Raw genomic sequence first — 12,646 nt, forward strand, 5'->3', positions numbered from 1 at the left:
AAAACCACCCACAAATGCAAACGATCGCGTCGCAAGGTCACTCATTCTTCGCCGTATACGCCAGCTGGACGACTAGTTTATAGGGTAAACGCTTTGTGATAAGACCGCGCCTGCCAAGCTGTTTTTCCTCGCCGCCGGTCAAGAAAACATGTGCCAGCGCCAGTGAAAAATCTTTTTGCGCCGCCGCGACTGGCATCAGGCCGACCCGCTCGACTGTGGCCAATTCGCTGACCTGAAGCGCATTGAGCCCGCCAAGCACCACGAGCGTCGAGTCACGCGCCTGCAGGTCGAAAAATGGGAGTTCAAAGCCGCTGCCAAGTGCCTGGACCGGCTGTTTTGTCTCTTGGGCCACGCGCAGAATCATCGCGTCGTCCAGTCCCTGATAATTGAGGCTGAGGGAGCCCTGTTGCACCAAGGTATCGACCAGCGCGGTCAGATTTTCGCGTTGCGCGGGACTGATGCTGACAGTTGCCGGCAAGAGCTTGTCACTGGCAAACAGGCCATTTGACGCGCCAAGCGGAGCCTGATGCTTGAGCTGATTCTCCGTTTCCTTGAGGTGGGCCTTGTCGCCGCCGAGGAGCTTCTCGACCTTGCGCGAGATGTCCCACGGCACCTGTTTATCAGTGAAATAATAAATGAAGTTGATGACGATGAAATAAAATAGCACCAGAAAGCTGATCAAAAAGACGATGCCGTAAATGCGGTAATTCGCATATCGCAAATTCATGATCGCGACGACCAGCAAATAAAAGTTGGCCGCAAACGCCACGATGGTGAAGGCACGGCCTTTCGCTTTATCTTGAATATTAAAATAGCCCAACAAGCGATTAAGCAGATCCAATAATGTTAGCACTGGCCACGCCTCCCTTCGTTACTCGCCATCTGTGGTCGCCTCATCCGTGCTGCCGGTAGCGCTCGAGTCACTGCCACTGCTCGTTGCAGCACTACTGCTCTCGCTGCTGGCGTCCTCGTCACGGCTACTCGAGCTTGCGTCCTTCTCCTTCGCCGATGAGCTGCTACTGGCCTTCTCCGCACTTGAACTGCTGGTGCTGGTAGTATCGCGACTGCTAGATGTCGAATTTGTACTGTCGCTGGACGCACTGCTCGACTCGCTGCTACTTGAAGATGAGCTGTCATCCGTTGGCGGTTTTGGCTTGCTGCTCGTGCTACTGGAAAGGCTCTCGCTGGCTTTTTGCCGCGAGATCGAAAGACTTTGCGACTCGGCCGACTTGGGCTGACTCGACGGGTTGACCGAGACGTTGATGATGTTATACCCAGATATCAGAATAATGATAGAAACGATCGCAGCCGGTGATATCAACGGCGGTGTCCGATAAGCCATCTCCAGGCCTCCTTTGGCAAACTTTATTTCTAGTGTACCTTAATTCGCACCAGTTGCTGGTTAAGAAACAAAAAAGGCGCGCAACTCTGCGCGCAGAATACATCTATTCATTTTGTGGCCGCCATTTTCGCTGCGCAATCCGCGCAGATACCATAAAGCTCGAAATTGTGACTCGAGATCTTGGCGCCAGGCACCTGATCCTCAAAGTAATCCAGCGGGCACATCTGAAGCTCCTGCACGCGATGGCAATTCGTACAGATGAAGTGGTGATGATGCGGGTGGTTGAAGTCACACTGCAACTTGATGATCGCCTGCTCATTTTCCACATCGGATTCGAGGATTCCAAGCTTCTGGAACTCTTTCACATTGCGATAGATCGTGTCATGCGAGAGGCCTGGATACCGGCTACGCATGTACTGATCCACACTGGTCACCTTGACGTAACTTTCTTCGTGCTTGGCCAAATAAGCCACCATGTCACGACGCTGCTTGGTCACCCGCAGCCCATTGTCCTTCATCCGCGCGATCGCGATCGTTGCCTGATCCATCATGTGCCTCCTTGCCGAAAAATCATCATTACGATTAACAGCTACAGCTTAGCACACAAAATTGGCGTGTTCAAGGCGTTTCTTTCAGCCATTACGATTTAGGCGACACCGGGCTGGACGTCGCAACTCAGTCCCGCAACCCCACCGCACGCAGGGCACAATCCTTGATATAGGCGTCGATGTGGCGCTTAGCCGTCTCCCAATCGTCATTGACGATCACCGTCGACAGGTCACTCAACTCAGCCGGCAGCGTCAGGTCGCGCGTGTACTCCGGACTGGCAAGCCGTTTTTCGACCATCTCGGGGTCATCGCCGCGATTAAGCAGGCGCGCCTTTAAGATCGATGGATCCTTGATCGTCAGATAGAGAATCGAGATCTTGTCGCCAAGCTCCTTCGCATATGTGATCGCGCCTTTGGTGTCCAGCACGATGCTGCAAAAGTTTGCCTTCGCCCATGCCTTGTTCAGCGACTCATATGACGACCCGTATTCATACCCGGCATACGTCACATGCTCGATGAAATGCTTGGTCGCAAAGCTCTCCGGCGTCTCAAAATAATAATCCACCCCATTTTGTTCGCCGGGACGCGGCGGCCGGGTGGTGTGCGTCATCACCCGACGAATGCGATACTGCTCTGTTAAATAGCTGCTGACCGTGGTCTTGCCCGTCCCAGTCGCGCCGGTGATCACGATCAATTTATTATGTTTCAACGCGGATCCCTCCAAGCACTTTTCTACATTGTACCAAATGCGCTGCGTCCCGGCGAAAAACGGTTGCATTTTTCCAGCGTCAGGGAAAAGCCGTCCGTGCACCGCTATTTATATAGAAGAAAAAAGTCGACCTCGGATCAGCGGGGTCGACAGGGAGTGATGCAAATTCTTGTTCTCGTTTATTGCTTACAGACGCCGGCCGAAGCTCGGGCTGAAGTAAGAGATGCTCTGGATGGAAACGCTCTGGCCTGGTGCTGGTGCATGAATGTAGCGACCGCCGCCAATGTAGATACCGACATGATAGGCGCTACCAACACCGCCCCAGAAGACAAGATCGCCGACCTGTAAGTTGCTCAGGGAAACGTAACTGCCAACTGTGCTTTGTGCCATAGATGTCCGCGGAAGTGAGACACCTGCAGCACGCTCAACGTACTGAACAAAGCCGGAGCAGTCGAACCCTTTAGGCGTGGAGCCGCCATAGACATAAGGCACACCGAGATAATTTTCCGCAATGCCTACGATGCCGGTTGCGTTGCCGCTGGCCTTTGGTGTGGTCGTTGTCGCCGTGCTCTTCTTGGAGACGGTGACGGTCTGAGTCGCAGCCTTGACCGGGGTGTTCGTCGCAGTCTGAACCATCTTGGCCTTGGCTGCTTCTGTCTCCTTGGCTGCCTTCAGCGTTGCCGCCGCGGCCGTCGCGCTGTTCAGCTTGTTTTGCAACGCGACAAGTTCGGTCTTGTGCGCGTTATATTCCTTGGTCAGGGCCGCTTGGGAGTTCACTGCGGCTTTCTTCAAGGTCACAAGCTGCTTTTGATCTTGAACCAGCTTGTCTTGCTTGGCAACCAGCTGCGTCTTTTTCGTCTGCTGATCTTTGCGAATGTCGCTGAGTTTGGTCTTGGCGGCTTCCACAGAGTTCATCGCGTCTTTGTTCGCCTGATCGAGCTTGTTGACCGTCAGGGTGCGGTCAACAAGGTCGGACAGGTTCGTCGAGTTGAGCAGGAAATCGAAATAAACGTTGCCCGTCACGCTGTCCCCTGCCTTTTTCTGCAAGGAGATCAGCTGCTTTTTGAGCACCTTTTTGCGTGAGGTCAATTCGGAACTTGCTTGCGCGATCTTGCCATCATAGGCCTTGATCGTCTTGCTGGTCGCCGTGATCTGCGTGCGGGTGCTGGCGATCGCAACGATCTTATCGGAAACATCGTTGTTCAGCTTGTCGACTTTACCGGTCGCGACCTGGATCTTGGCCAGCAGTTGTGCGCCTTCACTTTGATTGGCAGAAACAGCGGCGCGCGCATCCGAGACGTCATCGGCGGATACGACTTGGCCTTCCCCAACACCGGCGGCAATCATTGTCGCAGCGGCGAAAACAGTCAGTACTTTCGAGAACTTCATTTATCCACTCACTCCCCAGTGATTCATTAACTACGAGGATAGCAGATGGCCGTTACATTTGCGTTACAAACGTGTTAACATCGCGCGACGGTCTGCGGTTTCTCATAACAGACGTCATATTTGGATGCGTTTTCATGACGCGATCAAAAAAAGCCGCCCGGTTGCGGCGACTTCGGTGGTTAATCCGTTGTATCGATGATCGGCGTCACGGCGACAGAAAGCTGAAACTGCTCCGTTTCGTCCATGACTGAGATGATGAAATGGTCATCCGCCAGCCAGTTGACGGTGAGATTATCCCCCGTCTCGTCATCCAGCGCATGCAGGTCCGCCTGTTTGGCCATCAGGACCTGCATCACCTCATCCGTCAGCGCATGCAGATCTGCCAGCGGTGAAGCGGCGAGGCCTGCGATCACCTGACTGAGGGCCTGGCGAATCGCTTTTTCAAAATCCAGCGGTTCATCATCGAGTCCACTGTGAAAAACTGTCAACGAGCCATCTTGAAACATCGCACCGACTACCGCATAGCGCATCTTATCGCCCCATTCGCCTTGATAAACAAAGTATACCATCTTCCCTGTTGGAATATGAAAAAGAAGACGCGATGTCATCTCGCGTCTTCTTGATAGGGTTGCTTAGTGGTGAATGTAGGTGTAGCTGGTGGCATTGCCGATTGTGTCCTCGTTTGGCCCGCCCGGTGTCGGGAAGCCCATGCCGCCCTGGTGAATGGTCACTTCATTGCCGGAAACGCCGACAACATAAGCAACATGCCCATAGCTTGGGTCTGCAGTCCAATGTCCGCCAACACTCTGGCCAGGAAGAAAGACGATGATCGAGCCAACTTCAGGCGTGTGGTCAACATCAAAGCCGGCTGCCTGAGCAGAGGCACCCCATTGACCGCCATTGCCCCACATGTTGCCAGCCCATGGTGCAACGCTCTTCACATACCAGGTGCACTGACCCCATGCATAGCTGTTGCCGCTGTCACCAGCGTCGTGCGTTGCGCCGTTGCTTGAGTTGTTTTGATTCGTCGTGGTCGTCGTGTCGGAAGTGGTGACCGTCGCCGCCTTCTTCGTGACAACAGTGGTGCTTGCAAGTTTGGCAAGGCGTGCCTGGCGCGCCGCCGCCTGGGCCTGTTCAAGTGCCTTGGTGTAAGCCGCTGCTTCAGCCGCTTGGGCTTTGGCAAAAGTAGCCTGGAGTTTAACTAAAGTCGAGCGGTTCGCTTTGATCTTTTTGTTCAAAGCGGATTGCTCAGCCTTGGCTTCTTTTTGAAGAGAGACCAAGTTGGCTTTGTCGGAAACGAGCTTGTCTTTGCTGTCGACCAAACTTGTCTTCTTGTCTTCCTGGTTCTTCTGCAAACCAGCCAGCTTGTTCTTCGCGCTAACAACGGAGTCCATGGCGTCTTTGTTCGCCTGGTTCAGCTTGTTCACGGTGAAGGAGCGGGACACAAGGTCGGACAGGCTCTGGGAGTTCAGCATGAAATCGACATAAACATTACCGGTCACACTGTCGCCTGCTTGCTTCTGCAAGGACTTGAGCTGCTTTTTCATGACATTGTCGCGGGCCTTGACCTCGGCTTTGGCCTCAGTGATCTGGCCGCCGAGCTTGGTGATGGTCTTGGTTGTGTCATCGATCTTGTCTTGTGTCGCGGCGATCGACTTGTTTTTGGCGGTGATATCGTTATTCAGTTTGATGACCTTGCTGTTGGCCGTCGAGATCTGGTCCAGCAACAATTCGGTCTTAGATTTATTAGCCGTAATGGCGTTTTGCGCGTCGGATGAGGCACTGGCGGAAACAGGGGTTGCCCCAACAGCTCCTGCAGAGGCAAGTATGAGCCCCGCGGCCAGAATACCAGTTAGTAATTGATGTGCTTTCATCACACGTCCACCTACACTTTCGATTTACTCAACGAGAGCTAGTGTACAGTTGGTGTGTTACGAGAGCATTACAAGGCAATTACCATGCGGCAACAATTCGTTTCCGCTGTCACAAACTTTTGTCACAGTCCGCAATGTGACGCCGTTTAGCTAACTTGGTGAGTCATCTTGCGATAAGTTTTAATTTGTAATTATCAAAAGGTTTCCCTGTGCAGTCCCGGGATGCGATGGCCCTCTTGAAAAATTCACTGTGAGGATAAGCAGCGGCTGTTTGACCGCCTTAATCAAAATTTTGCATTTGATCATTGTTTGTTACTTAACAACCAAGTGTCTGCTGTCTATACAAGTCGTGTCCGATGAAAAAACGCATCCCGTTTTGGCAGCGAGATGCGTTCCTATTTTCAATGAATGTTAGTCGGCCACGTTGACTAGGAAGTATTTCTTCTTCCCGCGCCGCACGATCACATATTTGCCATCGAAGTGACTCGTTGGATCGATCACCGCATCAAGGTCCTGCTCACGCTGGCCATTGACCGTGATGGCCCCGTTTTGTACGTCTTCGCGGGCCTGGCGCCGCGAGGGCTCGATGCCGGTGGTGTCGACCAGCCAGGCGATGATATTTTCAGCCGCGGCCGGCGACGACTTTTGCGGGACCTGGGAAAAGCCCTGCTTGATCTCGTCTGCGGTCAGGTCCTGAACATCGCCGGAAAACAGCGCGGCGGAGATCGCTTCGGCCTGCTTGACCGCCTCTTCGCCATGAACGAAGGCGGTGACTTCCTCGGCAAGGCGCCGCTGCGCTTCCCGCTTTTCCGGATGCGTCTGCATGGCTTCGACCAATTCTGCGATCTCGTCTTGCGACAGGAAGGTGAAAAACTTGAGGAACTTTTCCACATCGGCGTCGTCTTGGTTGAACCAGAACTGGTAGAACTCATACGGCGAGGTCTTCTCTGGATCCAGCCAAACTGCGCCGCCAGCAGACTTGCCGAACTTGGTACCATCCGCCTTGAGCATCAGTGGGTTGGTCAACCCGTAAACCTTGGCGTCCGCCCCTTCGATCTTGTGGATCAGATCGATGCCAGCGGTAATATTGCCCCACTGATCGGCGCCGCCCAGCTGCACCTGCACGTCCTCGTTTTGATAAAGTTTGAGAAAATCCACCGATTGGAGAATCTGGTACGTGAATTCGGTAAAGGAGATGCCGCTTTCAAGCCGGCTGGCGACAACCTCCTTGGCCAGCATTTGATTGACCGGGAACAGTTTGCCGTAATCGCGCAGAAAATCCAGCAGCGAGATCTTTGACAGCCAGCTGTAATTGTCAACGATCTCAAAGTTGTCGCGGCCAAACATCCGCTCCATCTGCGCCGTCAGCTTCTTGGCATTATTTTGAATCGTTTCCATCGACTGCAACACACGCTCGGAATTGCGACCGCTGGGATCCCCGATCGAGCCGGTCCCACTCCCGATCAAGATCACCGGCTTGTGGCCCATCAGCTGAAAGCGTTTAAGCATCATAAACGGAATCAGATGCCCGACATGAAGCGAGTCCCCAGTCGGATCAGTTCCGACATAAATGCCGACGTGTTTTTCCGTCGTTAATTTCCGCAAGCCTGCCTCATCCGTCATCTGGTTGAGCGCACCGCGCCATGCGAGTTCATCTAAGATATTCATGCTTTCCTCCATTTGTTTTCATTGGCCGAAAAAAAGTCCCTGCTTGCAATTTGCAAACAGGGACGAGTCATCGCGGTACCACCCTTGTTATGGCCGAGGCCATCACTTGACGATGCATAGCGGCATCACCCGCGACCAAAATGACTGAGCGTAATTTCGCGTGTTGTTGCGGGATCGGCTCACAGCGACTGCCGACTCTCTGGGACCGCGCAACAAAGCTACTGAACTCTTTCGGTCGAATTATTACCGTCAGTGTAGCATAGCGCTGCGGCAAAGAAAAGAGCGGGCCTAGAATCCTCAAACGGGCAGCGCCACCCCTTTTTCCCTGCGGCGTCCCTTGCCCTGGATCATTTCATTGACACGGGAAGACGCCGACCACAACTGCTTCGGCTCTTCTTTACATTTGAGATCGTGATCATCCGGCAAACTGTGTTCTTTATTGAGCGAATGATTTATGCGGATGCGGGAAGCAAATTGCTACTGCAGAGACAAGTTCTCAGAGGTATTTTGCGTCGATAATATCCGTCAAAATTGGGACTTTATAGAAATCTCTCGAAGGATTCTTTTACGCAAGTTGTACAGACTTTTTACAATCAAACCAGTTGACGTATCCGCTTACTGGGGTTATTATAATCTCGACACTGAGAGGCGTGGAGGAGCTGGCCACGAGTTCTCTCCCAGCGTCGGTCAGTCCGGCGGGAGACAACCCGCGACCCACCCCGAGCGACGCAATGACGGTTACCTGCAGTAAGGGGGTAACCCAAAGGGCTAAACGGACCCAGTGCTGAAAGGCACCGGAAAAATGTACCACCTGCATTTCTAACTGAATAAGTTCCCCTAACACCGACGGGAGGAATCTCGAAAATGAAGAGGGAAAGGGATCCAACCTAAAATTTGGCAGGCCGGAGCACGCTTCGGCCTGTTTGCTGTGCCCTCAGATAATAAAACACCCCAGAGACGCTCAGGCGTTGCCACTTTGCGCTACCTGAACGTTCCTGGGGTCCCTACGACCATGCGATTTTACAACCCCTGACTCTGCCGCCGCAGTGCCCGGGTCAGGCGCTCGAGTCGGGCGATCGTGTCATCGAGTGTTAGATAATAGTAGACAACATTGCCCACCTGCCGAGAATCAACCATGCCGATGTCGCGTAATGTCTTGAGATGATGCGACGTTGCCGGCTGAGACAGGCCAATTTTCTCCGCGAGGTCGTTGACCTTGATACCGCGATCCCCGGATACTTCCCCCAGTAACATGATCAGCTTCTGCCGATTGGCGTTCGACAACGCGTTCAGATGACCAATGTCGAGCTTGAATTCATTCAATGCCTCTTGCTGCGCCGCAGAATACTCCGTCATGATGACGCCTCCCCAAAGTTTCGGTGCTGATACAGCCTGTGCGTTGTTGGGCTCTGGTGCTCCTCCGCACCCAGATGTTGTTGGGCTCTGGTGCGCATGGTCGAGACAGCTAGGGACGCCCTTCACTCGGTGGCAAGGCCCGCCACCAAGCGCTGGGCTAGCCTACCTGCTCGACCATGACCGCGCACCTCCGCACCCAGATGCAGGTCAATTGTTGCCGCAACGCGAAAAAACGCTTACACTAGATGTACAGGTTCAGTATAACACTGATCAAAGGAAGGTATTCTCATGAGTGAATATGTGTCGTTCAAAGCACTTGGCGCGACCAACGACTTGACGATCTATGGTGGCGGCACCCCGGAAACATTTGACCACAGCATCGCACTGGTCTCAGCCTATTCCCGCCTCTTATCCTTTTATGATAAAGACTCCATCATTAGCCAGATCAATCAAAACGCTGGCGTGGCGCCGGTGACAATCGAGGTGCGCCCTGTTTTCAACCTGATCGCACGGGCCGTGGCCTGGAGCAAGCGCGGCGCGGGGTACAATGCGCTGATCGGGCCGCTGGTCGCCTTGTGGCATATCGGCTTCGATGATGCCAAAGTGCCTGACGAAGCGGCCATTCAGGAAAAATTGCGGCTGTGTGACCCGAATCTGGTGGCGCTTGACGGCGAGAACCAGACTGTTTTTCTCACCCGCGCCGGCATGGAACTGGATCTGGGCGGGATCGCCAAGGGGTTCATCCTCGATGAGCTCAAGCGACTATGGGCCAAGGAAGGTGTCACCGGCGGGCGGATCAACCTGGCGGGCAACGAGGTGTTGTTCCGCAATAGTGCCTCGAACATTCCGCTGTGGCAAGAGCCCATTGCTGATCCGCGCGATCCCTCTGCCCTGCCGATTGCGACCCTGACCACGGCGCCAAACGCGGTGGTCACCACCGGCATCTTTTTCCGCCACTTCGACAAAAATGGCCAGATGTATCACCACCTGCTGGATCCAAAGACCGGCCGGCCCGTCGACTCCGACATGGCCAGCATCACTGTTGTCGCCGACTCTGCGGAAACCGCCGATGTGCTGTCTTCAGTCGGCTTCTACCAAGGGCTGCCCGGTGGCCTGGACTTCATCGAAAATGAAGGCGCAGAGGCGATCTTCATCACAAAGGATATCCGCATGACCCAGACCAGTGGCCTCCGCGAGACCCTCCTGCCAACCATGGGCAATTAAGCAAAGCAAAATGGCGCAGTCCTGATCGCAAGCGCACAAAAACGGCGTCGAGACAACATGTCCCGGCGCCGTTTTTGTCTGTCCTGATCAGTCGCCACCTTTCAGTTAGGCCTTCGCGAATATCCGCTCAGTTTTGCCATTTTTCCTGTCCGCCGCGTGCCGGCAGCGCGTGCCAGATCTCTTTGGCGTACCGCCGCACCGTGTCGTCTGCGGAAAAACGGCCGCTGGCGGCAATGTTTTGCAGCGCCACCGCCGCCCAGCCGTGTGGATCCGTCCACAGTTGGTCGAGCACCCGCGAGGCATGAATATAACTGGCATAATCGGCCAGGACAAAATATTCATCATGATCGACCAGCAGCGACTCATAAATGGTGTGCCCCGCCGACCCCAGCGGCAACGACCCGTCGATCAGCATTCCCAGACTTTTTTTCAAACGTGGGTCGGCTTCGGCAATCGCCGCCGGGTCATACCCCGCTGTCCGGCGCGCCGCCACTTCCTCGGCCGTCATGCCAAACAGCGCAATGTTCGACGTACCCACCGCTTCAGCAATCTCGATGTTGGCGCCATCCAAAGTGGCCAAGGTGATCGCGCCATCGGTCATCAATTTCATGTTCGACGTCCCGCTTGCCTCCATCCCGGCCAGCGAGATCTGCTCGGAAATGTCCGCGGCCGGCACGATCTTTTCCGCCAGCGAGACATTGTAATTCGGTAAAAACGCGACCTGCAGTGCGCCATTCACAGCCGGGTCGTGATTCACAAGGTCGGCGACGGTGTTGATCAACTTGATAATATCTTTGGCGTAGGTGTAACTCGGCGCGGCCTTTGCGGCAAAAATGTGCAGCCGGGGCGGCCGTTTTTCGCCTGCCCGCAGCGCCTGATACGCCTCCAAGATGCCGAGGACATGCAAAAGCTGCCGCTTATAGGCGTGCATCCGTTTGATCTGCACGTCAAAGATCATGGCCGGCGACACCCTCAGCCCCAGTGTCTCTTGAATGTAACCGGCCAGCGCGACTTTGTTGGCCTGTTTCGCGGCGATCAGCGCATCCAGCACAGCCGGATCGTCCTGCTTGTCAGCCAGTGCGGCGATGTCTCGGGCGTCTGTTCGCCAGCCGGGGCCGATCTGTACATCCAGCAGTCCAGCCAGCGGGGCATCGGCGAGTTGGAGCCAACGCCGCGGCGTGATGCCATTTGTTTTGTTCACGAAGCGGGCGGGAAAAATGGTGGCCAGCTCCTTGAGCGTTTGTGTCTTCAGCAATTGCGTGTGCAACTTGGCCACGCCGTTAACGGTGTGGCTGCCGATCACAGCCAGCGCCGCCATTTTGATCTGCCCATCGACAACTGGCGCGGCGCGATCCACCAACAACTGCCCAAACGGCCCCGTATAGCGCAGGCGAAAGCGGCGGTCGATCTCCTGAATCAATTGCCAAAGCCTTGGCAACTGCGCCGCAAGCAGATCCACCGGCCATTGTTCCAGCGCCTCGGGCAACAGTGTGTGATTGGTGTAGGACAGCGTTGCGACCGTGGTCTGCCAGGCGCTTTCCCAACTGAGATGATGCTCATCCAGCAATAAGCGCATCAACTCGGCCACCGCTAGTGCCGGATGCGTATCATTGATATGGACTGCAACATATTTTGGCAGTTGCAGCACGCTTTTATGATATTTGAGAAAATGTGCGACAATGCTCTGCAGCCCAGCCGACACGAAAAAATATTCCTGGCGCAGGCGCAGCTCCTGTCCAGCCAAATTGGAATCATCCGGATAGAGCGTCTCGGTGATCGCGGTGATGCGCGCCCGGGCCGCCGCGGTCAGGACTTCCGGCGCATCCGGAACGGGCTCGGCGTGCCACAGCCGCATGGTGTCGATGCGCGGCTGATGATAGCCGATGATCGCCGTGTCATACGGGACTGCAAAGACTTCCTCGGCGCCGCGATAGACCGGCGTGATCTGGCCAAGCCGGTCGCGGTCGAGCAACACCTGTCCGCCAAACCGCACGATCACCGCGCGGTCGGCCTTGCGCGTCTCCCACACATCCGCATCGCGCAGCCAATCATCCGGCAGCTCGACTTGATAGCCATCCACGAAGCGCTGTTCAAACAGCCCTTGATCATAGCGAACGCCATTGCCATTGCCGACAATGCCCACCGCCGCCATCGCGTCCAAAAAAGCGGACCCCAGCCGTCCCAGTCCGCCGTTGCCCAAGCCCGGCTCAGTCTCTTCGGCATAAAGCGCCGCAGGGTCAAGGCCGAGGTCGCGCAACCCCGCCTCAACGGGTTCGAGGATGCCCAAATTCAGCAGGTTGGACGCAAGCAGGCGTCCCGGCATGAACTCGATAGCAAAATAGTAGACCTGCTTTTGCCCCCGCTCGTCGGCCCCGTGTTTGGCGGCCGCCCATGTCGGTCCGGCCAGCCCTTTCACCACAAAGGCCAGGGCTTGGTATTGCTGGCGCGGCGGCAGCTCCTCCAGCGAATCCGCAAACAAGGTGATGGCCGCTTCGTGCAATAATTGACTCACTTGCTCTTTTGTCAGATTCATGAA

10 protein-coding genes and 1 pseudogene are annotated in these 12,646 nt (G+C 55.0%); 1 reads left to right on the plus strand and 10 read right to left on the minus strand.

Features of this window, described 5'->3' with window-relative positions; all coding sequences use genetic code 11:
* Positions 1-37: 37 nt before the first annotated feature.
* From JUE67_RS06465 to JUE67_RS06505, 9 genes and pseudogenes are all read right to left on the minus strand, one after another.
* Positions 38-853, minus strand: a complete 816-nt coding sequence (locus JUE67_RS06465) for a DUF6681 family protein (protein ID WP_203626379.1) — start codon at positions 851-853, stop codon at positions 38-40.
* A gap of 18 nt (positions 854-871) precedes the next feature.
* Positions 872-1,342 carry a hypothetical protein gene (locus JUE67_RS06470; RefSeq protein WP_203626378.1) on the minus strand — a complete coding sequence of 157 codons (471 nt, stop codon included), beginning with the start codon at positions 1,340-1,342 and terminating at the stop codon, positions 872-874.
* Between the two features lie 107 nt (positions 1,343-1,449).
* Positions 1,450-1,890: a Fur family transcriptional regulator gene (locus JUE67_RS06475; RefSeq protein ID WP_203626377.1), complete on the minus strand. Its 441-nt coding sequence runs from the start codon at positions 1,888-1,890 to the stop codon at positions 1,450-1,452.
* Positions 1,891-2,017: 127 nt separating this feature from the next.
* Positions 2,018-2,599 carry a guanylate kinase gene (locus JUE67_RS06480; protein WP_225877881.1) on the minus strand — a complete coding sequence of 194 codons (582 nt, stop codon included), beginning with the start codon at positions 2,597-2,599 and terminating at the stop codon, positions 2,018-2,020.
* Positions 2,600-2,785: 186 nt separating this feature from the next.
* Positions 2,786-3,679: pseudogene (locus JUE67_RS06485) on the minus strand (C40 family peptidase); the annotation flags it as partial.
* 488 nt (positions 3,680-4,167) lie between these two features.
* A complete protein-coding gene (locus tag JUE67_RS06490) occupies positions 4,168-4,557 on the minus strand; it encodes a hypothetical protein (RefSeq protein ID WP_203637077.1) in 390 nt (129 codons plus the stop codon).
* A 63-nt stretch (positions 4,558-4,620) separates the two neighbouring features.
* Entirely contained in the window at positions 4,621-5,862 is a 1,242-nt protein-coding gene (locus JUE67_RS06495) for a CHAP domain-containing protein (RefSeq protein ID WP_203626373.1), read from the minus strand.
* 411 nt (positions 5,863-6,273) lie between these two features.
* A complete protein-coding gene (gene tyrS, locus JUE67_RS06500) occupies positions 6,274-7,530 on the minus strand; it encodes a tyrosine--tRNA ligase (protein ID WP_203626372.1) in 1,257 nt (418 codons plus the stop codon).
* A 1,020-nt stretch (positions 7,531-8,550) separates the two neighbouring features.
* The gene (locus tag JUE67_RS06505; RefSeq protein ID WP_125695822.1) at positions 8,551-8,886 is read right to left on the minus strand and encodes an ArsR/SmtB family transcription factor; all 336 of its coding nucleotides are present in this window, start codon (positions 8,884-8,886) and stop codon (positions 8,551-8,553) included.
* Positions 8,887-9,174: 288 nt separating this feature from the next.
* Here JUE67_RS06505 and JUE67_RS06510 point away from each other — a divergent pair, with 288 nt between their 5' ends.
* Positions 9,175-10,110, plus strand: a complete 936-nt coding sequence (locus JUE67_RS06510) for an FAD:protein FMN transferase (protein ID WP_203626371.1) — start codon at positions 9,175-9,177, stop codon at positions 10,108-10,110.
* A 127-nt stretch (positions 10,111-10,237) separates the two neighbouring features.
* Here JUE67_RS06510 and glgP read toward each other — a convergent pair whose 3' ends face one another.
* Positions 10,238-12,643 carry a glycogen/starch/alpha-glucan family phosphorylase gene (gene glgP / locus JUE67_RS06515; protein WP_203626370.1) on the minus strand — a complete coding sequence of 802 codons (2,406 nt, stop codon included), beginning with the start codon at positions 12,641-12,643 and terminating at the stop codon, positions 10,238-10,240.
* Positions 12,644-12,646 lie beyond the last annotated feature (3 nt).

The organism is Lacticaseibacillus mingshuiensis, from assembly GCF_016861785.1.
GTDB classification, from domain to species: Bacteria; Bacillota; Bacilli; order Lactobacillales; family Lactobacillaceae; genus Lacticaseibacillus; species Lacticaseibacillus mingshuiensis.